Source organism: Actinomadura madurae, assembly GCF_900115095.1.
In the GTDB taxonomy this organism is placed as follows: Bacteria; Actinomycetota; Actinomycetes; order Streptosporangiales; family Streptosporangiaceae; genus Spirillospora; species Spirillospora madurae.
Genome location: NZ_FOVH01000001.1, coordinates 482,244 through 503,776, shown reverse-complemented (window position 1 = coordinate 503,776; position 21,533 = coordinate 482,244). Strand labels below are relative to the sequence as shown.

Below are 21,533 nucleotides of genomic sequence, written 5' to 3'. Positions count from 1 at the left end.
CCCCTCGCCCCCTGGTGGTTGGGGTGGGCGGGGGCCTGGTGGTTGGGGTGGGCGGGGGCCTGGTGGTTGGGGTGGGCGGGGGCCTGCGGGTGGGCTAGGCGGGCCAGTGTGGGGGGCGTTTTTCCAGGAAGGCGGTCATGCCCTCTTGGGCCTCGGGGGTCTGGCTTGAGGCGGCCATGACCTCGATCGCGTAGGCGTAGGAGTCCTGTTCCGGGCGGTCGAACTGGGCGTACATGGCCTGCTTGCCCAGGGCCTTGCTGCGGGGGCTGCCCTGCGTGGCGCGCTCCAGGAGCTCGCGGGTGGCCTTGTCGAGCTCGTCGTCGGGGACGGCGTAGTTGATCAGGCCCCACTCGGCGGCCGTGGCGGCGCTGAAGACCTCGCCGGTCAGCGCCATCTCCGCGGCGCGCTTGCGGCCGATGTTGTGCGCGATCGCGACGAGCGGGGTGTGGCAGAACCAGCCGCCCTTGCCGCCCGGGGCCGCGAAGCCCGCGCTCTCGGCGGCGACGGCCAGATCGCAGCTGGCGGCCAGCTGGCAGCCCGCGGCGGTGGCGAGGCCGTGCACCCGGGCGACCACCACCTGCGGGATGGACTGCATCGTCTGCATCAGGCCCGTGCAGACCCGCAGGAGGTCCCGGACGTCGGCGTGGGACGCCCCGGCCATGTCGGCGAAGTCGTGGCCGGCGGAGAAGACCGGGCCGTTCGCCGCGAGGATCACCCCGCGGGCGTCCGTCGCCCCGACCTCGCGGAACGCGTCGGTGAGCGCCAGGAGGAAGCCGCGCGACAGCGCGTTGCGGCGCCGCGGGCGGTTCATCGTGATCGTGGTGAAGGCGCCGTCGCGGTCAAGCAGGACGTCGTTGTCTTCGCTCATGGTCCCGACGTTACGTCAGACCCTCGTCGTACGGTGGTCGGGTCCACCGTGCCGAGGGGGTATGGCCTTGAAACTGCTCACCGCCACCAACTCCAGCCAGGGATTCCGCGACAACGACTTCGACTGGTGCGTCGAAGGCGAACTGGTCCACATCGGGCTGGTGTGCGCCAGCGACCGCGACGACCCCGACGGCGGCTGCGGCTGCGGCCGCTCCTTCGCCGGGCTCAACTCGCACCGCGCCACGACGACCGCGATGGTCCGCGAGGTCCCCGGGTTCACCGGCGACGACTACGTCCTCGCGATCAGCAGCAGCCTGGAGCAGCAGGGCTGCGACCCCTCGTTCGCCGAGCACGAGGCGGCGCTGCTGCGCTGCCTCGTCCGCGACTGGCCGGTGGGGGTGATCGTCGAGCGGCGGCTGGATGAGATCGTGGTACGGCAGGTCGTCCAGCCCTAGGAGGTGCTCGATGCTCGTCGCTTTCTCGGTGACCCCGCTCGGCGTGGGCGAGGAGGTCGGCGAACTCGTCGCCGAAGCGGTCCGGGTGGTGCGGGCGAGCGGCCTGCCCAACCGGACCGACGCCATGTTCACCACCGTCGAGGGTGAATGGGACGAGGTCATGGCCGTGGTGAAGGCCGCCACCGACGCGGTGGCCGCGCGGGCGCCGCGGGTGAGCCTCGTCGTGAAGGCCGACCTCCGCCCCGGCGTGACCGGCGCGCTGGACGCCAAGGTCGAGTCCGTGGAGCGCCACCTCCGGTAACCCGGTCCGCCGCTGTGCTCCCCGCACAACGCCGGCGACCTTCGATTGGACCCCCGCCCCGTCTTGCCTCCGGGCCGTGGACGTGGGCCGGCGCCCCGTGCTGGGGTGCCGGTCACACGACCTTCTGGAGGGGGCGCATGGCGAACGGGACCCTCGCGGTCCGCGGGCTGTCGGTGAGCTACGGGCGGGCGGTGCGGGCGCTGCGCGAGGTCTCGCTGGACGTCCCGGCGGGATCGGTCACGGCGGTGCTCGGCGCGAACGGGGCGGGCAAGTCCACCCTGCTCCGCGCCATCTCGGGCACGCTGCCGTTCCATCGCGGGGCGGTCGACGCGGGCACGGTGCACCTCGGCGGGCGGCCCCTCGTCGGCCTGCACCCGTCGACCGTGGTGGCGGCCGGGGTGGTGCAGGTGCCGGAGGGCCGGCGGGTGTTCGGCCGGCTCAGCGTCGAGGAGAACCTGCGGGCGGGCGCGCTCGGCGCGCCGGCCCGGGCGGAGGCCGCGAAGGCCCGCGCCCGGGTGCTGCGGCTGTTCCCGCTGCTGGCCGAGCGGGCCCGGCAGCGCGCCGGGCTGCTGTCCGGCGGGGAGCAGCAGATGCTCGCGATCGGGCGGGCGCTGATGGCGTGCCCGTCCGTCCTGCTGCTGGACGAGCCGACGCTCGGCCTCGCGCCGCTGATGGCCGCGCGGATCGCCGAGACGGTGCGGGAGATCAACCTGCAGGGCACGGCGATCCTGCTGATCGAGCAGAACGCGGCCCTGGCGCTGGAGCTGTCGTCGTCCGCGCATGTGCTGGAGGTCGGCGCGGTGACGCTGCACGGGCCGTCGGCGGAGCTGGCGGCCGGCGACGAGGTCCGGCGCCGCTACCTCGGCGTCGCGGGCGAGGAGGACGAGGGCCCGGATGGCGAGAGCGGCCCCGCGCTCGGGCGGTGGGCCGGATGAGCGAGCTGGTGGTCAGCGGGCTCACGGTGCGGTTCGCCGGGCTCACGGCGCTGGACGGGGTCGGCTTCACCGTCGCGGCCGGCAGCGTGCACGCGGTGATCGGGCCGAACGGGGCGGGCAAGTCGACGTGCTTCAACGTGCTGTCCGGGGTCTACCGGGCCACGGAGGGCAGCGTCCGGTTCGGCGGGACGGAGCTGACGTCCCTGCCGCCGCACCGCATCGCGGGCCTCGGCATCGCCCGGACGTTCCAGAACATCGCGCTGTCCGGGCGGCTGTCCGTCGAGGACAACCTGATGCTCGGGCGGCACCGCCTCACCCGGGCCGGGTTCGCGTCCGCGGGCCTGCGGGCGCCCTGGGCGCGCGGGGAGGACGCCCGGCACCGGGCGCGGGTCCGCGACATCGCCCGGTTCGTCGGCGTGGACGCGCACCTGGGCGCGCCCGCCGCGGCGCTGCCCTACGGCGTGCGCAAGCGCGTCGAGCTGGCCCGCGCCCTCGCGATGGAGCCCCGGCTGCTCCTGCTGGACGAGCCGGTCGCCGGGATGAACGGCGCGGAGCGGCGGCGGATGGCCGCGGTCATCCGCCGCGCCCGCGCCGACCTCGGCGTCTCGGTCCTGCTGGTCGAGCACGACATGGGGATGGTCATGCGGCTGGCCGACGAGGTCACCGTCCTGGACTTCGGCAGGCGCATCGCGGGCGGCGAGCCGGCCGCGGTGCAGCGCGACCCGGCGGTGGTCCGCGCCTATCTCGGCGGCGCGCACGCGCCGTCCGGCCCGGAGGGGAATCCGTGAGCACGTTCATCGAGCTGGTGGTCAACGGGGTGTCGGCGGGGTCGGTGTACGCGCTGATCGCGCTCGGCTTCGTGATCATCTTCAAGGCCACCGAGGTGGTCAACTTCGCGCACGCGTCGCTGCTGCTGGCGGGCGGCTACGTGACCGCCGTCCTGCACGACGACATCGGGTTCCTGCCGGCGCTCGGCGCGGGCGTCGCGGCCGCGGCCGCCGCCGGGGCGCTGGTGGAGCTGCTGGTGCTGCGGCGCGCACGCGTGGAGGACCACGCGGTGCTGGCGATCGTCACGATCGGCGTCGACATCGTGCTGACCACCGCGCTGACGCGGGAGATCGGCACGCGGGTCCTCTCCCTCGGCGACCCCTGGCAGGACCGCGTCGTCGACGTCGCGGGCGTCGGCATCGCCCAGTCGCGCATCGCCGCGCTCGTGGCCGCGACCGTGCTGATCGCGGCGTTCCTGGCGGCGTTCCGGTTCACGTCCTGGGGCGTGGCGATGCGGGCCGCGGCCGAGGACGGCGAGACCACCGCGCTGATGGGCGTCCGGCTGTCGCGGGTCTCGCTCGCCGCGTGGGCCGTCGCGGGCGGGCTCGCCGCGGTCGCGGCGCTGTTCCTGACCGTGTTCCCGACGCCGGGCCTGGACCGCGGCACGTCGTTCGCGGCGATGAAGGCGTTCCCGGCCGCGATCCTCGGCGGGCTCGACTCCACGACGGGCGCGCTCGCCGGCGGGCTCATCGTCGGGCTCACCGAGTCGCTGGTCACCGGCTACCAGGGCGACCTCGCGTTCCTCGGCCGCGGCATCGGCGACGTGGCGCCCTTCCTCGTGATGCTCGCCGTGCTGCTCGTCCGCCCGGCGGGGCTGTTCGGGACGAGGGAGCTGTCCCGTGTCTAGGCCCTCACCGCGAGCCGTCGCGGCCCTCGCGGCCACGGCCGTCCTGCTCGCGCCGCCGTTCTACCTGGACGCCTTCTGGCTGCAGACCGGCCTGTTCGCGATGTCGGCCGCGATCGGCGCGATCGGCCTGAACCTGCTGACCGGCGCGACCGGGCAGCTGTCCATGGGGCACGCGTTCTTCCTGGCCGTCGGCGCCTACGGGTACGTGTACCTGGCGTCCGGCCCGGAGCCGCGGCTCGCCGGTCTGGGGCTGCCGACGCCGCTGGCCTTCGCCGGCGCCGTCGTCCTGGCCGGCGTCGCGGGCGGCCTGTTCAGCCCCATCGCCGCGCGGCTGCGCGGCACCTACCTCGGCATCGCGTCCCTCGCGCTGATCTTCATCGGGCAGCACGTGCTGTTCAACGCCGAGCGCGTCACCGGCGGGTTCAACGGGCGGGACGTCCCGCCGCTGGAGCTGGCCGGGTTCCGCTTCGACGACTCCCCCGAGCTGGTGGTGTTCGACGTCCCGCTGGGCGCGCTGGAGCGGCTCTGGTTCCTCGCCGTCCTGCTGCTGGTCCCGGCGGCGTGGATCGCGCGCGGCATCCTGCGCGGGCGGCCGGGACGGGCGATGAACACCATCCGCGACCGCGAGGTGGCGGCGGCCGTGATGGGCGTCCCGGTGGCGCGCTACCGGGCCGGGGTGTTCGTGCTGTCGTCGATGTACGCGGGGGCGGCCGGGGCGCTGCTCGCGCTGTCGTTCCGGCGGACCGTCCCCGACTACTTCGGCATGTTCCTGTCCCTGGACTACCTCGCCATGATCGTCATCGGCGGGCTCGGCACCGCGGCGGGGGCCGTCGCGGGCGCGGTGTTCGTGTCCGTCCTGCCCCAGCTCCTCACCCGCTTCGGCGACGACCTGCCGCTCGTCGCCGCGCCGGGCTCCGGCGGGGTCTCCCCCGCCGAGGCGGCCCGGATCCTGTACGGCGCCGCCGTCGTCGCCGTCGTCCTGTTCCTGCCCGGCGGCCTGACCGGGACCTGGGCGCGGCTGCGCGCCGCCTCGTCCCGGCGCCGGGCCGCCCGTTCCCTCACCCGACTCGAAAAAGAGGAGCAACCGGTATGAAACGCCCCCGTATGACGGGCACGGCACGGCTCACGGCGGCCGCCGCGCTGGCCATGGCCCTCCCGCTGAGCATGGCGTCCGGATGCAGCGGCAAGGCGTCGGGCGGATCCGGCGGCACCGGCGCGGACGGCGTCAGGACCGGCCCCGGAGTCACCGCCGGCACGATCCGCGTCGGCATCGAGACCGACCTGACCGGCGTCTACGCGCCGCTCGGCAAGAGCCTCACCCAGGCCCAGCAGATGTACGTCGAGCAACTGAACGCGCAGGGCGGCGTCTGCGGGCGCAAGATCGAGCTGGTCGTCCGCGACCACGGGTACGACGTGCAGAAGGCCGTCGCCGCCTACAGCGAGATGCGGTCGAGCGTCATCGGCATCGCCCAGTTCGTCGGGTCGCCGATGGTGACGGCGCTCGGCAAGCGCATCACGTCCGACGAGATGCTCGTCATCCCGAACGCGTGGGCGACGACGCTGCTCGGGAACAAGTACATCCAGGTCACCGGCACCACCTACGACATCGACATGATCAACGCGCTCGACTTCCTCACCGAGGAGAAGGGGATCAAGAAGGGCGACAAGATCGGGCACGTCTACTTCGAGGGCGACTACGGGGAGAGCGCGCTCGCCGGGTCCAAGTACGCGGCCGGCGAGCTCGGGCTGACGCTCGTCGAGCAGAAGATCAAGGCGACCGACAACGACATGACCTCCCAGGTCGCCGCGCTGGAGAACGCGGGCGTGGCGGCGATCCTGATGAGCGCCGGCCCCCGGCAGTCGGCGTCGCTGGCGGGCGTCGCCCGCGCCAAGGGGATCACGGTGCCGATCGTGGCGAGCAACTCCGGGTTCTCCCCGCAGCTGCTGCGGACGCCGGCCGCGCCCGCGCTGCTCAAGGACTTCTACCTCGCCAGCGCCGGCGCGCCGATCTCCTCCGGCCTCGCGCCGATCAAGAAGCTCGCGGACGACTACGGCCGCGAGTACCCCGGGCAGCCGCGCGACAACGCCGTCGTCAACGGCTACACCAACGCCGTGATCTTCACGGACGCGCTGAAGAAGGCGTGCGCCGCCAAGGACCTCACCCGCGAGGGCCTGATCACCGCGCACCGGGCCACCACCGCCCACGACGGCGGCTACGGGACGCCGATGGACTTCTCGAAGGTGGACGAGCCCGGCACCCGCAAGACCTACATCCTGCGGACCGACGCCAAGGCGCTCGGCGGGCTCGTCGTCGAGCGGGACGCCCAGGAGTCCGAGGCCGCCGAGACCTACCGGGTCCCCGCGGGCGCCTAGCCCTCCGCCGGCGCCTCCGGGTCGGTGACGAGGCGGGCGGCGACGCGGTCGAGGACGGCCAGGTCCTCGGGCGGCAGGTCGTGGAGCTCCGGCGGCGGGGTGTCGAGGATCCGCTCGGCCTCCGCCGCCGCCGCGCGCCCGACCTCCGTCACCGTCACGATCTTGGACCGGCGGTCGGCGGGGTGCGGGGACCGCTCGACCAGGCCGCGCCCGACCAGGTCGTCCACCACGAGCGTGGCGTACGGGCGGTCGGTGACCAGCGCCTCGGCAAGGTCGCGCAGGGTCAGCGGGGTCGTCGCCGCGGCGATGCGGCGCAGCGCCTTGACCCGGAAGAAGCTCATGCCGAGCGCCTCGGAGACCTCGCGGCGCCGGTCGGCCCGCTCGTGCAGCAGGACGCGAAGGTTGTGCCACGCCCGCGCCGCGGTCGCGGCGTGCCGGGCGGCCGGGTCGGGCTCGGTCATGGGGCGGTCGCTCCCGTCGCGTGGCGGGCGTCCGGCGGCGCGTCGCCGGACCCGAGCAGGGCGGACGTGCGCGCGGCGCTGCGGGCGGCCCGCGGGCCGGTGGTCAGCGTGCCGAGCACGAGGAGGGTGGCGGCGCACCCGGCGAGGATCCAGTATGCCGGGCGGGCGGCCGACACGAAGGTCGACGCGGCGTAGGAGCCGGACGTCCCGGCCGCGAGCACCGCGCCGATCACCGCGACGCCGAGCGCCTGCCCGACCTGCCGGCCGGTGGAGGCGACGGCGGCGGCCACGCCCGCCTGCGAGCGCGGCATCCCGGAGACCGCGGTGTTGGTGACCGGCGAGTTCACCATGCCGAACCCGATGCCGAACAGCACGTAGGCGGCGAACAGCGTGGGATCGCCGGTCTCGGCGTCGAACGCGGCGAACAGCAGCGCGCTGGCGAGCATCGTCGCGCCGGCGATCTGGAACGGGAGCCGCGGGCCCCGGCCGCCGACGAGCCGCCCGGACAGCGGGGCCGTCGCCGCGGTCATCGCCGCCATCGGCAGCAGGTACAGCCCGGCCTGCAGCGCCGACATCCCGCGCACGTTCTGCAGGTAGAGCGTGTTCAGGAAGAGGAAGCCGCCGAGCGCCGCGAGCCCGCTGAGGCCGATGACCGTCGCGCCGGAGAACGGGACGCTGCGGAAGAAGCGCAGGTCGATCAGCGGCTCGGGACTGCGCAGGGCGTGCCGGACGAACCCGGCGAGCGCCGCCGCGGCCAGCAGCGCGGCGCCGAAGACGGCCGGGTCGCGCAGGCCGTGGCCGGGCGCCTCGATGATCGCGAACGTCAGCGCGCCGAGCATGACGATCAGGAGGATCTGGCCGAGCGGGTCGAGGCGGCGCGGCCGGGCGGCCCGCGACTCGGGGACGAAGCAGGCGGTCAGCACGAGCGCGGCCAGCCCGATCGGCACGTTCAGCCAGAAGATCGAGCGCCAGCCGACGGAGTCGACGAGCAGCCCGCCGACGAGCGGCCCGAGCGCCATGCTGAGGCCGACGACCCCGCTCCACACGCCGATGGCGCGGGCCCGCTCGCGCGGCTCGGTGAACACGTTCGTGATGATCGACATCGCGACCGGGTTGAGCATCGACCCGCCGACCGCCTGGACCACGCGGGCGCCGACGAGCCAGCCGAGGGACGGCGCGAGGCTGCACATCACCGACCCGGTGACGAACAGCGCGAGCCCGGTCTGGAACACCCGGCGCCGGCCGATCCGGTCGGCGGTCGAGCCGGACAGGATCAGCAGCGACGCCAGGACGATCAGGTAGGCGTCGATCGTCCACTGGAGGCCGGACAGCGAGCTGCGGAAGTCCTCCTGCAGCGACGGCAGCGCGACGTTGAGGATCGTGTTGTCGAGGCTGACGACGAGCAGGCTCATCGAGCAGATGGCCAGCACCAGGAGCCGGCGCCGGGGACTGAGTTCGGGCACGCGCCCTCCCACCGTTGTAGCCGTACAACCATTGCAAGACTACAACCGTTGTGCGACTGCAACGATTCCGGGCGCCTAGTGCGGGGCGGGCGTGCGGGCGCGGGCGGCCGGGACGACCAGCGGGTTCCCGGTCTCCGGGCAGTCGATCACCTGGCACGGGAGCCGGAAGACCCGCTCCACCAGCTCGGACGTGACGACCGCGGCGGGCTCGCCCTCGGCGACGATGCCGCCGTCCCGCATCGCGATCATGTGCGTGGCGTACCGGGCGGCGTGGTTGAGGTCGTGCAGGACGGCGACGACGGTGCGCCCCTCCTCGTGCAGCCGCGCGCACAGGTCGAGCACCTCGATCTGGTGGGCGATGTCGAGATAGGTCGTCGGCTCGTCCAGGAGCAGCAGCGGCGTCTGCTGGGCGAGCGCCATCGCGATCCAGACGCGCTGGCGCTGCCCGCCCGACAGCTCGTCCACGGGCCGGTCGGCGAGGTCCCCGACGCCGGTCGCGTCCATCGACTCGGCGACAACCCGCTCGTCCTCCCGCGACCACTGCCGCAGCAGGCTCTGGTGCGGGTACCGGCCGCGCGCGACCAGGTCGGCGACCGTGATGCCCTCCGGCGCGATCGACGACTGCGGGAGCAGGCCGAGCGTGCGCGCCAGCTTCTTGGCCGGCCAGTCGGCGATGGGCCGGCCGTCCAGGACGACCGTCCCCGCGGACGGCCGCAGAATCCGCGCCAGCGCCCGCAGCAGCGTCGACTTGCCGCACGCGTTCGGCCCCACGATCACAGTGAACGAGCCCTCCGGGACGGCCACGTCGAGGTCCTCGGTGATGATGCGCTTGTCATAGGCGAGCGTCAGCCCGGTTCCGGTGAGGCGCGCGTTCCCGTCCTTCAATTCAGATCCGTCCCGTCTTGCGTTCGGTCACGAGGAGCCAGACCAGGTATCCGCCGCCGAGCAGGCCGGTCACGACGCCGACCGGGAGCTGATGGCCCGGGAACGCGCGCTGCGCGGTCCAGTCGGCGGCCACCATCAGCGCCGCGCCCATGCACGCCGCGGGCAGCAGGTTGGGGCCGGCCGTGCGGGTGAGCCGGCGGGCGAGCTGCGGCGCGGTCAGCGCGACGAACGCGACCGGGCCGGCCGCCGCCGCGGCGAGCGAGGTGAGCAGCACGGCCGCGGCCAGCATGACCAGCCGGACCCGCTCGATCGGCACGCCGAGGCCGTGCGCCGCGTCGTCGCCCATCTCCAGCATCCGCAGCGCCCGGCCGCAGCCGACCAGGACCAGCGGGCCGAGGACGGCGAGCGCGGCGATCACCGGCGCGGCGTCCGCCCAGTCGCGGCCGTCCAGGCTGCCGGTCAGCCACAGGACGGCGCGGGCGGCGTCGACGATCTGCGCCTGGGTGAGCAGGTAGCCGTTCACGCCGGTGAGGATCGCGGCGACGCCGATGCCGACGAGGATGAGCCGCTGCCCGTGCGCGCCGTGCCGGCCGGCGACCGCGTAGACGAGCAGGCCGGTGAGCAGGCCGCCGCCCGCGGCCCCGGCGGCGACCGCGGCGCTGCCCCCGCCGGTCAGCACGATCACGGCGAGGACGCCGGTCGCGGCGCCCTGGCTGAACCCGAGGATGTCGGGGCTGCCGAGCGGGTTGCGGACGAGCGACTGGAAGATCGCCCCGGCCAGCCCGAGCGCGGCGCCCACCGCGAGCGCGGCCGCCACCCGCGGCAGCCGGATCTGGTTGACGATCAGGGAGTCGGCGGGCGAGCCCTGCCCGAGCAGGGTGCGGACGACCTGCGCGGGGCTCATCGGGAAGTCGCCGCTGCCGATGAGCAGGACCCCCGTCCCGAGCGCGACCGCGAGGCAGACCGCCGCGACGACGAGCGCGCGCGGGCGGAACCGGAACGACGGCCCGGCGGGCACCCGGACGACGGCGAAGTGCGGGGCCCTGCTCATGAGGCGGCCGCCCTCCGGTGCCGGACGAAGTAGAGGAACACCGGGCCGCCCGCGACGACCATCACGATGCCGACCTGGAGTTCCGACGGGCGGACGACCACCCGCCCGAGGACGTCCGCGGCGAGCATCAGGGCCGGGGAGAGGACGGCGCAGTACGGGATCAGCCGGCGCAGGTCGGGGCCGGTCAGCGCGCGGACGAAGTGCGGGATCATCAGCCCGACGAAGATGATCGGCCCGCAGGCGGCCGTCGCCGCGCCGCACAGCAGGGTGACCGCGACGATCGCGGCGACCCGGACCCGGCGCGGGTCGGCGCCGAGCGCGCGGGCGGCGTCCTCGCCCATCGCCATCGCGTTCAGCGGGCGGGCCAGCAGCAGCGCCATGGCGAGCCCCGCGAGGACGAACGGCGCGACGCGGACCACGGTGTACCCCTGCGCGGCGCCGAGAGAGCCGACCGTCCAGAAGCGCATCCGGTCGAGCGACGCGGTGTCGAGGAGCTGGACCGCGTTCACGTAGGAGAACAGCGCCGCGTTCAGCGCCGACCCGGCGAGCGCGAGCCGCGCCGGGGTGGCGCCGCGCCCGCCGCCGACCGCGTAGAGCAGCACCGCGACGGTGCCGGCGCCCGCGAACGCGAACCAGACGAAGCCGGTGAACGAGGTGATGCCGAGGAAGGAGATCGCCGAGACGACGGCCGCGGAGGCGCCCGCGTTGATGCCGAGGATCCCGGGGTCGGCGAGCGGGTTGCGGGTCAGGGCCTGCATCACGGCGCCGGCGAGCCCGAGCGCCGTCCCGGCGAGCAGGCCGAGCAGCGTGCGCGGGACCCGCATGTCGTGGACGACGGTGTACGCGGGCGAGTCGTCGTGGAACAGCCCGTCCCAGGCCTGCGCGAGCGACAACGGCTTCGCGCCGACCGCGAGGCTCAGCACGACGGCGGCGAGCAGGAGCAGGACGGCGGCGAGGAGCCCGGCCGCCCACGGCGCGCGCCCGGCGGCCGGGCGTCCGGCGGGCAGGCGTTCGGCGAGCTGGCTGAGCGGCGGCGACTTCGTCAGCAACACCTGGTGGGCTCCGGGGGACGTGCCTGGGGCCGCACTGGCGGGCCCCGCTCTGGACAAGATCTTAGGTTAGGTTAACCTAAGCCCGCAGCGGTCACCATCACACCACCGTAGTTGATTTGGGAGAACGTCCGTAATGTCATACATCGGTGCTGGTCACCTCACCCGCCGCGGCTTCCTGGGCGCGAGCGGCGCCGCCGCCCTTGGAGCGTTCCTCAGCGCCTGCGGCGGCGACGGAGGCGGCACGGCCTCGTCCGGCGGCGGCGCGTGGACGTTCACCGACGACCGCGGCACCAAGGTCGACCTCAAGGCGCGCCCGCAGCGGGTCGTCGCCTACGTCGGCGCCGCCGCGGCCCTCTACGACTTCGGCGTCGACCGGCAACTCGTCGGCGTGTACGGCCCGACGAAGCTCAAGGACGGCAAGCCGGACCCGCAGGCCGGGAAGCTGCCCGTCGACCGGCTGGAGATCATCGGCAACGCCTACGGCGAGTTCAACATCGAGAAGTACGCCGCGCTGCGCCCCGAGCTCCTCGTCGACAACATGTTCGTGCCGCCGGACCTCTTCTACGTCCCGGCCGAGAGCAAGGACAAGATCTTCGCGCTGGCCCCCAGTGTCGCCATCTCCACCGGGGCCGTGCCGCTACCGAAGCCGATCGAGCGGACCGGCGCCCTCGCCGCCGCTCTCGGCGCCGACCTGAAGTCGGCGAAGGTCACCGCCGCCAAGGCCCGGTTCGACAAGGCGTCCGAGACGCTGCGCGCCGCCGCCAAGGCCAGGCCGGGCCTGAAGGTGCTGGCCGCGTCCGCGAGCCCCGACCTGTTCTACGCCTCCAGCCCGAACAAGAACACCGACCTCATCTACTTCAAGGAGCTCGGCGTCGAGCTCATCGTGCCGGAGAAGCCGAGCCAGGACGGCTACTTCGAGGAGCTGAGCTGGGAGAACGCCGGCAAGTACAAGGCCGACGTCATCATGCTCGACACCCGGACGCAGGCGCTCCAGCCGAAGGACCTCGGCTCCAAGCCGTCCTGGAAGGACCTGCCCGCGGTGAAGGCCGGCCAGGTCGTCGCCTGGCAGCCCGAGCCGCGCTTCTCCTACGAGGGCTGCGCGCCGATCATCGAGTCCCTCGCCCAGACCATCCAGTCCGCGAAGAAGACCGGCTGAAAGGCGGCGCGATGACGACCCCTGCCCACCCGTTCGCGTTCTTCGACCTGCACGTCCTGCGGTCCGAGCGGCTCGGGCCGTCGATGGTCCGGGTCACCTTCGGCGGCGCGGACGGCTTCGTCACCGCCGGGCGCGACCAGCGCTTCAAGCTGTTCCTCCCGCACCCGCACCAGGACGCACCGGTGATGCCGCGGAACAGCAACGGCGACACGTGGTTCGCCGACTGGCGGGCGCTCGACCCGGCCGAGCGCGGCATCATGCGGTCCTACACCGTCCGCGGCACGCGTCCCGGCGAGCTCGACGTCGACTTCGCCCTGCACGCCGACGGCACGTCCGGCCCGGCCGCCCGCTGGGCCGGGTCGGCGGGCGCGGGCGACCGCGTCACCGTCCTCGGCCCGACCGGCCCCGACAACGGCGGCTACGACTTCCGTCCGCCGCCCGGCACCCCGGTGGTGATCGCCGGCGACCTGACCGCGCTGCCCGCGATCGCCGGGAACCTCGCCTGGCTGCCCGCCGGGACGCCCGCGAAGGTGTGGATCGACGTCCCGTACCCCGAGGACCGGCAGGACCTGCCGACCGCCGCCGACGCGGAGGTCACCTGGGTCTCCCCGGGCGGCCTGGTGGACGCGGTCCGCGCCGCGACGATCCCCGCCGGCGCCTACGCGTGGATCGCCGGTGAGTCCGCCGTCGTCAAGGCGCTGCGCCGGCACCTGGTCAAGGAGCGCGGCCTGGACCGCCGCGCCGTCACCTTCACCGGCTACTGGCGCCGCGGCGCCACCGAGGAGGACCTGCTCGCCGAGGTCGTCGCCGGCGGCAGCCCCGCCACCGAGGAATAAGTCACGGGGGTGGGAGGATGCGGCGTTCCAGGGCGGTCATGACGGCGGCGGTGCGGTCGGAGACGTTGAGTTTGCCGAAGATCCGCAGCAGGTGCGTCTTCACGGTCGCCTGGCCGATGTGGAGGCGGCCGCCGATCTCGGCGTTCGTCAGGCCCTCCGCCACCAGGGCGAGCACCTGCGACTCCCGGGCCGACAGGACGGGCGGCGGCGCGGCCGCGCTCGCCGCCGCCAGCCGGGCCGACACCTCGGGCGACAGCACCCGCCGCCCCGCCGCGACGTCCCGGACGGCGGCCGCGAGCGCGGCCCGCGACGCGTCCTTGAGCAGGTAGCCCGCGGCGCCGGCCTCGATCGCCCGGACGATGTCGGCGTCGTCGTGGAAGGTCGTGAGGACGAGGATCCGGTGGCCGGGCAGCCGCTCGATCGCGCTCACCCCGTCCCCGGACGGCATCCGCAGGTCCATCAGGACCACGTCCGGGCGGACGGCCGGCACCACCGCGACGGCCTCGTCCCCCGACGCGGCCTCCCCCGCCACCTCGATGTCCGGCTCGGCCGCGAGCATCCCCCGCAGCCCCTCCCGGACGATCGGATGGTCGTCGACGATCATGACGCGGAGCACGGCACCTCCGCCTCGACCCTGGTGCCGTCCGCGCCGTTGACGGTGAACGTCCCGCCGGCCTGCTCGACCCGGCTCCGCATCCCACGCAGCCCGAACCCGCGTCCGGCCCGTTCCGGGTCGAACCCGCGCCCGTCGTCGGCGACGGTCAGCCGCACCGTGCCCCCGTACTCCAGCATGATCATCACCGACCCGGCGCCCGAGTGCTTGCGGACGTTGGCGAGCGCCTCCTGTGCCACCCGCAGCAGGACGACCTCCACGGCGTCCAGCGGGCGCGGCTCCCCCTCGACGACCAGGTCGGCGGGCAGGTCGAAGTCGCCGGCCATCCGCCGCAGCGCCTCCACCAGCGAGCCGCCGTCCAGCGCCGGCGGCGCCAGCGCCGCGACCAGCCCCCGCGTCTCGGCGAGGTTCTCCCGCGCCGTGCGGACCGCCAGCTCCAGGTGCCGGTTCGGCCCGGTGTCGGCCTCCGCCGCCTGCAGCAGCATCACGATGGAGGTGAACCCCTGCGCGATCGTGTCATGGATGTCGCGGGCCAGCCGCTCCCGCTCGGCGAGCACCCCCGCCTCGCGGCTCACCTCGGCGAGCTCGCCGCGCGTCCGGTCCAGCTCCTCGATCAGCCGCAGCCGCTCGCGGTTCTGGCGGCCGAGCCGGCCGATGAACACCGCGAGCAGGACGCTGCACGCGACGCCGCCCGCGACGATCACGACCGTCATCGCGCGGCTCGCGCCCGACTCCGCCAGCGCGAGCCCGACCGGGCCGGAGAGCAGCACGAGCATCAGCGCGAGGCCGCGGGCCGTGCCGTACATCATGTAGACCTGCGGCGCCAGCGCGGACAGGCCCGTCGCCGTCACCGGCGCGAGCAGCGTCGCGGGCACGAACATGCAGATCAGCGCCACCGCATAGATCTTGCACCCGGGCCGCGGCACCTCCTGCGACCGCAGCGCCTTCCGCCCGATCGCCACGTACGCCAGGCTCAGCAGGACCAGCAGCAGGATCGCCGCCGCCCGCCGGCCGGGCGGCGCTCCGTCGGCGGCCGTCGCGGCGATCGTCCCGACCAGCACCATCGCGAAATAGGCGTCCCAGAACGGATACGAGCGCAGCCAGACGCTCTCCGCACGCGCCCCCTCCGGTCCGCCGGTCATGTCCGCCACCCCGCTCTGTCCACCGACCGGTGGATACTACCGACCGCCAGGTCGCAGCATGATCGTGCCCATGAACAGCACCGCCGTCCGGCAGGCCCTCCTCGCCCTCACCGTCGTCTACGGTCTCCTCATCGCGCTCCTCGCCGTCCTCGACGTCGCCGCCCTCGGTCTGGTCGCCTCCGCCGGCGCGGTCCTCATCGGCCTCGGCTGGGGCTTCGCGGGCAGGCTGACCCGGCGCGGGCCCCAGGGCTGACCGGCTCACCGGTCCTTGTCGCCGGGCTCGTCGAGGACGAGGGTGGCGCGGTCGACGGCACCGGCGCGGTACGCGGCGGCGCCGATCGTCTGGGCGGCGACCGGGGCCGTGATCAGCTGGAAGACCGCGACCAGGAGCAGCGGGGCGGCGGCGGACACCGAGCCGGCCTGGGGCGCCGCCCCGGCGAGGACGAGCAGGAGCCCGATGGTGTGCGGCTTCGTGGCCGCGTGCAGCCGGGTGAGCAGGTCCGGGAACCGCAGGACGCCGAGGGCGCCGACCGCCGTGAACGCGGCGCCCGCGGGAAGCAGGACGGCGGTGAGGACGTCACCGGCGCTCACGCGCTCCCCTCCCGCTGCGCCGCCAGCCGGGCCGCGGTGACCGAGCCGACGAAGCCGAGCAGCGCGATCACCACGAGGATCGTGCCGTGCGCGGGCTCGCCCCAGACCGCCGCGTGCACCGCGACGCCGCTGACGAGCAGCACCGACAGCACGTCCACCGCCATGATCCGGTCGAAGACGGTCGGGCCGCGGACGAGCCGCGCGGTCGTCATGAGGGCGGCCGCGCCGAGCAGGGCCAGGGTGACCGTGTAGACGACGTTCATCGTTCCTCCTCGTCCTCGGGTGTCCCGAAGGCACGGACCAGCCTGTGCTCCGTGCCGAGCACGCCGTCGCGGGCGGCGTCCGCCTCGTCCCGGTCCCGGACCGGCATGGCGTGGACGCGCAGAATCGACCGCTCCCAGTCGAGGTCGACGAGGAGGGTCCCGGGGCGCAGCGAGATGCTCATCGTCACCGCCAGCAGCACCAGCTCCGAGCGGGACCGGGCGCTCACCTCGACGATCGCGCCCCGCACCCGGCGGGGAGCGCGCACCGCGTGCCATCCGATGACCACGCTGGAGGCGACCAGGTCCCACGCGAACTCCAGGGCGGCCTCGGCGAAGCGGAGCGGCCGGACCCGCGTGACCAGCGGGACGGTCGGCAGCCGGCTCACCCCGTAGGCGACGACGACGGCCGCGATGCCGCCGATGACCGTCAGCGCGTCGATCCGCCCCCAGAGCAGCAGCCACACCGCGAGCAGCCACACGGCCATGCCCAGCCGGGAGCCGAGCCCGCGCAGCGCGTCGTTCACGGCGTCCTCCCGTCCAGCACGGCCTGCCGGTAGGGCGCCGGGTCCACCAGGTCGGCCGCGGCGCGGCGGCTCCACGACGAGAGCGGGCCCGCGAACACGGCGATGACGAGGCCGCCCACCACCATGACCGCGGTCACCGACCGCATCACCCGCACGCCGCCCGGCGTGTAGGCCTCGCTGGAGGGCGGCTCGCCCGCGTCCTCCGGGCGTGGCCGCCAGAAACCGAGCGTCCAGATCCGCGCCATCGCCATCAGGGTGAGGACGCTCGCGAGGACGGCGACGCCGGTGACCGCGTACGCCATGGGCCGCCCCGCGCCGAGCCCCGCCTGGAACAGGGCGAGCTTCGCGACGAACCCCGAGGTCGGAGGCACGCCGCTGACGCTCATCGCCGGGACGAAGAACACCACGGCGATGAACGCCGACAGGCGCGCGAGGCCCCCGAGCCGGCGCAGCGACGTCTCCCCCGTGCGGGCCTGCATCAGGTCGCTGACCAGGAACAGCGTCGCCTGCACGACGATGTGGTGGACGAGGTACAGGATCGCCCCGGTGAGCCCGGCGACGCTGAACAGCGCGAGCCCGAAGAGCATGTACCCGATGTGGCCGACGAGGGTGAACGAGAACACCCGGTGGATGTCGTCGTGCGTCAGCGCGCCGAGCGTGCCCACCAGCATCGTCCCGGCGGCGAGGACGAGCATGACCCGCGACCCGTCCTCCCGGGGGAACACCAGCGTCTCCACCCGGATGAGCGAGTAGACGGCCGCCTTGGTCAGCAGCGCCGCGAACACCGCCGTGACCTTGGTGAGCGCGACGGGGTAGCTGTCGGGCAGCCACATGTGCATCGGCACGATGGCGCCCTTGATGCCGAACACCACGAGGAAGAGCAGCCCGAGCGCCGTCCGGGTGGCGGCCGGCAGGTCCGGGACGCGCTCCGACAGGTCGGCGAGGTTCACCGTCCCGGCCGCCGCGTAGGTCAGGCCGAGCGCGGTGAGGAACAGGATCGAGGACGTGAGGCTGACCACCGTGTAGGTCATCCCGGCCCGGAGGCGCTCCGCCGTCGGCGTGAGCGTCATCAGGACGTAGCTCGACGCGAGCATGATCTCGAACGCGACGAACAGGTTGAACAGGTCACCGGCGAGGAAGACCAGGCAGACCCCGGCGGTCAGCGCGAGGTAGGCCGGATGGAACACCCCCGGCTCGGTCCGGCGCTCCAGCCCGCCGGCGCCCTCCGCGACGGCGTGCACCAGGATCGCCAGGAGCACCGCCGCGGACACCACGAGCAGCAGCGCTGACAACCGGTCGGCGACGAGCGTGATGCCGAGCGGCGCCGCCCATCCCCCGATCTGGACGGCGAGCACCCCCTCCCGGGCCACCGCCGCCAGCAGCGCCGCGGCGGCCCCCACCACGCCCGCGGCGACCAGCGGCGCGAGGACCCGGAGCCAGACCTTCCGGCGCCGGCTGATCAGCGCCAGGGCCGCCCCGAGCAGCGGCAGCACGAACGGCAGCGGGACCAGCACGGTCATCGGCCGTCCCCCTCGTCCCGGCCGGGCTCGTCGCCCTCTTCGAGCGGGTCCCTCTCCTCGGGCGGCACGTCCCAGGTCTCGCGGCGGCGCTCCGCGGCGATGCGGCGGTCCTCGACGTCGTCCTGCACCTCGTCCTCGCCGAGCAGTTCCCGGCCGCGGTAGGCCAGCGCGAGCAGGAAGGCCGTGACCCCGAAGGTGATCACGATGGCGGTGAGCGCCATGGCCTGCGGCAGCGGGTCGGCCATCGCGCGCTCCGAGCCGCCGCCGAGCAGCGGCGGCGCGCCGGCGGCCCCGCCCGCCAGCAGCAGGACGAGGTTCGCGCCGTGCCCGAGCAGCATGAAGCCGACCACGACGCGGATGAGGGAGCGCTGCATCAGCAGGTTGAACCCGGCCGCGAACAGCACCGCGACGGTGAGGACGAGGACGAGGGCGGGCCCGGTCATGACGCCTCGCCTTCGTCCGGGGCTTCCTCGGGCTCCTGGACGTCCAGGCTCGCGCCGAGGGTGGTGAGGAACACCAGCACCAGCCCGAGGACCAGCAGGTACACCCCGAGGTCGAAGAACAGGCTGGTGTAGACGTCGACCTCGCCGACGGCCGGCGGCGTGGCGTGCAGGACCTCGCTGTGCAGGAACTCCCCGTGCGGGAACCCGCCGGACGCCCAGCCGGCCGCGCCGGTGGCGATCGCCAGGCCCAGCCCGGCGCCGACCAGCGCGCTCGGGCGCACCGGCAGCGCGGTGGCCAGCTCCCGCCGGCCGCCCGGCAGGTACCGCAGGACGAAGGCCATGCCCGCGACGAGCCCGCCCACGAAGCCGCCGCCGGGACGGCCGTGCCCGGCGAGGAGGAGGTAGAGGGAGAAGACGAGGAGGGTCGGGCCGAGCAGCCGCGCCGCCGCCTCCAGGACGACCGACGATCCGCCGAGCGGCGGGCTGCCCGGCGTCGCCAGCCACCGGCTCCCCGCCGCCCGCCCGCGCTGCGCGGCGAGCGGGTACGGCGGCGTCCGGCCGCTGGTCACCAGGCTGACGACGCCCATCGCCGTCACCCCGAGCACCGCGATCTCGCCGAGGGTGTCGAGGGCCCGCACCTCGACCAGGATCAGGTTCACCACGTTCTTCGCCCCCTCGGCCTCGGCGAGCCGGGTGTACCCCGGGCCCACCGGGCGGGCGCCGCGGCTCAGCGCCGCGACCACCAGGAACAGCGCGACGAACCCGCCGAGGCACAGGCTGACCACCGCGGTCGCGATCCTGGCCGGGGTCGCGCGGCGGCGCGGCGGATACCGTTCCGGGAGCCGCCGCAGCACCAGCACCAGCATGATCAGCGACAGCGTCTCCACGACGACGAGGGTGAGCGCGAGGTCGGGCCCGCCCTGCGCCACGAACAGCCCGGCGGTCCCGTAGCCGGTCCCGGCGAGCAGGAGCGCGGCCGGCAGCCGGCGGCGGGCGCGCAGCGCGCCGAGCGCGCAGGCGATGACGACCAGGGCGAGGACGGGCTGCACCGGGTCGTCCCATGCCCGCAGCCGGTCCGCGGCGAGGTCCGGGCCCGTCCCCCGGACCAGGCCGGTCACGAGGGCCGTGCCTGGCACCACCAGCACCATCGCCCCGATGACGCCGAGGTAGACGGGCAGCGACCCGACCTGCACCCGCTTCGTGATCGCGTACGCGCCGGAGAGGACCCCCTCGACCAGCCCGTCGTAGGCCCGCCGGCCGTCCAGGAACCGGGTCCGTGGCCGCCGCGCGGGGAACGTCCGGCCGAAGAGGAGGTACAGCGCGGCACCGAGGAGCAGGGCGAGCGCGGACAGGGCGAGCGGCAGGCCGAGTCCATGCCACAGGGCGAGCTTGTACTCCGGATCTCCCGGCAGCGTCTCGGCGTAGGGGCCGACGGCCGTCCGCACGGCCCCCGGCACGCATCCGAGGACGAGTCCCGCGGCGGCGAGTACCGCGATCGGCCCGGCCAGCCCCCACTCGGTCGCCGAGCGGGCCCCGCCCTCGCCGCCGAACGCCCCGTCCAGGAAGCGCAGCCCGTAGGCCACGGTCAGCGCCGACCCCGCCACCACCCCGGCGAGGACGGCGGCGTCCGTGCCGCCGTGGGCGAACGCCTCCATCGCCGCCTCCTTCGCCACGAACCCCAGCAGCGGCGGCAGGCCGACCATGGACGCGACCGCCAGCACCGCCGCGGCGGCCGGCACGGGCAGGCGCCGCCAGGCCCCCGACAACCGGTCCGCGCGGCGGGTCCCCGTCTCGTGCTCCAGCGCGCCGACCGTCAGGAACAGCGGCGCCTTGAACAGGCCGTGGGCCAGGAGCAGCGCGGTGCCCGCCAGCGCCGCCGTGCGCGTCCCGTCCCCGAGCAGGACCATGAGCAGGCCGAGCTGGCTCACCGTCCCGTAGGCGAGCAGGCGCTTCAGATCGTCCTGCCGAAGCGCGATGACCCCGCCCGCCAGCAGGCTCAGCAGCCCCGCCCCGATGACCAGCGGCCGCCACGCGCCGGCGCCGGCGAACGCGGGCGCCAGCCGCGCCACCAGGTAGACGCCCGCCTTCACCATCGCGGCGGCGTGCAGGTAGGCGCTCACCGGCGTCGGCGCCACCATCGCCGCGGGCAGCCACCCGTGCAGCGGCACCTGCGCGGACTTGGCGAACGCGCCCAGCAGCACCAGCACCACGCCCGCCCGCGCCGCGCCGCCGCCCGGCGGGTCCGCGACCAGCGCCGAGATCCGGTACGTCCCGGCGGCCTGGCCCAGCAGGACGAAGCCGGCGAGCATCACCAGGCCGAACGCCGTCGTCGTCAGCAGCGCCTGCGTGGCCGCCCGGCGGTCCTCCGCGCGGTCCGGCCGCACCGCGCCGATCAGGATGAACGAGCTGAGCGTCGTCAGCTCCCAGAACACGTACAGGACGAGCAGGTTGTCGGCGAGCACCAGGCCCGTCATCGCGCCCGCGAACGCCACCAGCGTCCCGGTGAGCAGCCTCTCGGAACGCTCGAAGTACCAGCCCGCGTAGCAGAGGACGACCGCCCCCACACCGCCGACGAGCAGCAGCATGACGACGGCCAGCGCGTCCAGCCGGAAGTCGATCGCCAGGCCGAGCTCGGGGGCCCAGCCCAGCCGCGCGGTGAGGTCGTCCCGCCCCGCCCGCACCGCGGCCCAGGCGGCCGTCCCCGCCGGCAGCGCCGCCGCGGCGCACGCCATCGCCCGCCGGTGGCGCCCGAGCGCCCAGGGCACGGCGACCGCGGCGACGGCGTAGGCGAACACCAGCGTCAGCATGCCGCCGCAGACCCCCTCAGCAAGGCACCTCGGAAGCTGATCTACCCGGTCGGTGCCCGCGAAACGGGACCGATAAGCGTTCGATAACGGGCCTCCCTAGCGTGTTCGGCGTCCACCGAC

General features: G+C 74.6%; 24 protein-coding genes. 10 read left to right on the top strand and 14 right to left on the bottom strand.

From position 1 onward, the window contains the following. Positions 1-94: 94 nt before the first annotated feature. On the bottom strand, positions 95-868 hold the full coding sequence (locus BM339_RS02425) for an enoyl-CoA hydratase-related protein (protein ID WP_024935992.1): 774 nt from the start codon (positions 866-868) through the stop codon (positions 95-97). Positions 869-929: 61 nt separating this feature from the next. Between BM339_RS02425 and BM339_RS02420 the strand changes: the two genes are divergently transcribed. The 7 genes from BM339_RS02420 (at position 930) to BM339_RS02390 (ending at position 6,606) form a co-directional block, all read left to right on the top strand. After that, positions 930-1,322 (top strand): DUF7715 family protein, encoded by a 393-nt coding sequence (locus BM339_RS02420; RefSeq protein WP_021598616.1) that lies wholly within the window; start codon positions 930-932, stop codon positions 1,320-1,322. 10 nt (positions 1,323-1,332) lie between these two features. Further along, positions 1,333-1,623 (top strand): MTH1187 family thiamine-binding protein, encoded by a 291-nt coding sequence (locus tag BM339_RS02415; protein WP_021598617.1) that lies wholly within the window; start codon positions 1,333-1,335, stop codon positions 1,621-1,623. A 137-nt stretch (positions 1,624-1,760) separates the two neighbouring features. Then, complete coding sequence (locus BM339_RS02410; protein ID WP_024935994.1) at positions 1,761-2,558, top strand: ABC transporter ATP-binding protein; 798 nt, start codon at positions 1,761-1,763, stop codon at positions 2,556-2,558. Next, positions 2,555-3,346, top strand: coding sequence for an ABC transporter ATP-binding protein (locus BM339_RS02405; RefSeq protein WP_075020125.1), 792 nt, complete (start codon positions 2,555-2,557; stop codon positions 3,344-3,346). The genes BM339_RS02410 and BM339_RS02405 overlap by 4 nt, the downstream gene beginning before the upstream one ends. Further along, the gene (locus BM339_RS02400) at positions 3,343-4,233 is read left to right on the top strand and encodes a branched-chain amino acid ABC transporter permease (protein ID WP_075019778.1); all 891 of its coding nucleotides are present in this window, start codon (positions 3,343-3,345) and stop codon (positions 4,231-4,233) included. The genes BM339_RS02405 and BM339_RS02400 overlap by 4 nt, the downstream gene beginning before the upstream one ends. Next, entirely contained in the window at positions 4,226-5,326 is a 1,101-nt protein-coding gene (locus BM339_RS02395) for a branched-chain amino acid ABC transporter permease (protein WP_075019777.1), read from the top strand. The genes BM339_RS02400 and BM339_RS02395 overlap by 8 nt, the downstream gene beginning before the upstream one ends. After that, a complete protein-coding gene (locus BM339_RS02390) occupies positions 5,323-6,606 on the top strand; it encodes an ABC transporter substrate-binding protein (protein WP_244938845.1) in 1,284 nt (427 codons plus the stop codon). The genes BM339_RS02395 and BM339_RS02390 overlap by 4 nt, the downstream gene beginning before the upstream one ends. On the opposite strand, the gene BM339_RS02385 is transcribed toward BM339_RS02390, so the two are convergent. The 5 genes from BM339_RS02385 to BM339_RS02365 form a co-directional block, all read right to left on the bottom strand. Then, positions 6,603-7,067, bottom strand: coding sequence for a MarR family winged helix-turn-helix transcriptional regulator (locus BM339_RS02385; protein ID WP_075019775.1), 465 nt, complete (start codon positions 7,065-7,067; stop codon positions 6,603-6,605). The genes BM339_RS02390 and BM339_RS02385 overlap by 4 nt on opposite strands. Beyond that, on the bottom strand, positions 7,064-8,530 hold the full coding sequence (locus tag BM339_RS02380; protein ID WP_075019774.1) for an MFS transporter: 1,467 nt from the start codon (positions 8,528-8,530) through the stop codon (positions 7,064-7,066). The genes BM339_RS02385 and BM339_RS02380 overlap by 4 nt, the downstream gene beginning before the upstream one ends. A gap of 75 nt (positions 8,531-8,605) precedes the next feature. Continuing rightward, the gene (locus tag BM339_RS02375) at positions 8,606-9,415 is read right to left on the bottom strand and encodes an ABC transporter ATP-binding protein (protein WP_075019773.1); all 810 of its coding nucleotides are present in this window, start codon (positions 9,413-9,415) and stop codon (positions 8,606-8,608) included. Position 9,416: 1 nt separating this feature from the next. Further along, a complete protein-coding gene (locus tag BM339_RS02370) occupies positions 9,417-10,466 on the bottom strand; it encodes a FecCD family ABC transporter permease (RefSeq protein ID WP_021599228.1) in 1,050 nt (349 codons plus the stop codon). Further along, positions 10,463-11,518 (bottom strand): FecCD family ABC transporter permease, encoded by a 1,056-nt coding sequence (locus tag BM339_RS02365; RefSeq protein WP_075019772.1) that lies wholly within the window; start codon positions 11,516-11,518, stop codon positions 10,463-10,465. Before BM339_RS02365 ends, BM339_RS02370 begins: the two co-directional genes overlap by 4 nt. A 133-nt stretch (positions 11,519-11,651) precedes the next feature. Between BM339_RS02365 and BM339_RS02360 the strand changes: the two genes are divergently transcribed. Further along, a complete protein-coding gene (locus tag BM339_RS02360) occupies positions 11,652-12,674 on the top strand; it encodes an ABC transporter substrate-binding protein (RefSeq protein ID WP_075019771.1) in 1,023 nt (340 codons plus the stop codon). Positions 12,675-12,685: 11 nt separating this feature from the next. Then, positions 12,686-13,510: a siderophore-interacting protein gene (locus BM339_RS02355; protein ID WP_075019770.1), complete on the top strand. Its 825-nt coding sequence runs from the start codon at positions 12,686-12,688 to the stop codon at positions 13,508-13,510. Position 13,511: 1 nt separating this feature from the next. On the opposite strand, the gene BM339_RS02350 is transcribed toward BM339_RS02355, so the two are convergent. Further along, the gene (locus BM339_RS02350; RefSeq protein ID WP_075019769.1) at positions 13,512-14,126 is read right to left on the bottom strand and encodes a response regulator transcription factor; all 615 of its coding nucleotides are present in this window, start codon (positions 14,124-14,126) and stop codon (positions 13,512-13,514) included. Continuing rightward, positions 14,111-15,265, bottom strand: a complete 1,155-nt coding sequence (locus BM339_RS02345) for a sensor histidine kinase (protein ID WP_052357773.1) — start codon at positions 15,263-15,265, stop codon at positions 14,111-14,113. The genes BM339_RS02350 and BM339_RS02345 overlap by 16 nt, the downstream gene beginning before the upstream one ends. Before the next feature lie 70 nt (positions 15,266-15,335). Between BM339_RS02345 and BM339_RS02340 the strand changes: the two genes are divergently transcribed. Then, complete coding sequence (locus BM339_RS02340; protein WP_024935998.1) at positions 15,336-15,518, top strand: hypothetical protein; 183 nt, start codon at positions 15,336-15,338, stop codon at positions 15,516-15,518. Between the two features lie 5 nt (positions 15,519-15,523). Here BM339_RS02340 and mnhG read toward each other — a convergent pair whose 3' ends face one another. From mnhG to mbhE, 6 genes are read right to left on the bottom strand one after another with little or no spacing between them, the layout of a single operon-like run. After that, positions 15,524-15,856, bottom strand: coding sequence for a monovalent cation/H(+) antiporter subunit G (mnhG, locus tag BM339_RS02335; RefSeq protein ID WP_021599033.1), 333 nt, complete (start codon positions 15,854-15,856; stop codon positions 15,524-15,526). Then, a complete protein-coding gene (locus BM339_RS02330; protein ID WP_021599034.1) occupies positions 15,853-16,119 on the bottom strand; it encodes an MrpF/PhaF family protein in 267 nt (88 codons plus the stop codon). The genes mnhG and BM339_RS02330 overlap by 4 nt, the downstream gene beginning before the upstream one ends. Further along, complete coding sequence (locus BM339_RS02325; RefSeq protein ID WP_075019768.1) at positions 16,116-16,643, bottom strand: Na+/H+ antiporter subunit E; 528 nt, start codon at positions 16,641-16,643, stop codon at positions 16,116-16,118. Before BM339_RS02325 ends, BM339_RS02330 begins: the two co-directional genes overlap by 4 nt. Further along, the gene (locus tag BM339_RS02320) at positions 16,640-18,163 is read right to left on the bottom strand and encodes a Na+/H+ antiporter subunit D (protein WP_021599036.1); all 1,524 of its coding nucleotides are present in this window, start codon (positions 18,161-18,163) and stop codon (positions 16,640-16,642) included. The genes BM339_RS02325 and BM339_RS02320 overlap by 4 nt, the downstream gene beginning before the upstream one ends. Next, on the bottom strand, positions 18,160-18,606 hold the full coding sequence (locus tag BM339_RS02315; protein ID WP_075019767.1) for a Na(+)/H(+) antiporter subunit C: 447 nt from the start codon (positions 18,604-18,606) through the stop codon (positions 18,160-18,162). Before BM339_RS02315 ends, BM339_RS02320 begins: the two co-directional genes overlap by 4 nt. Next, a complete protein-coding gene (mbhE, locus tag BM339_RS02310; protein ID WP_075019766.1) occupies positions 18,603-21,413 on the bottom strand; it encodes a hydrogen gas-evolving membrane-bound hydrogenase subunit E in 2,811 nt (936 codons plus the stop codon). The genes BM339_RS02315 and mbhE overlap by 4 nt, the downstream gene beginning before the upstream one ends. Between the last annotated feature and the right edge of the window lie 120 nt (positions 21,414-21,533).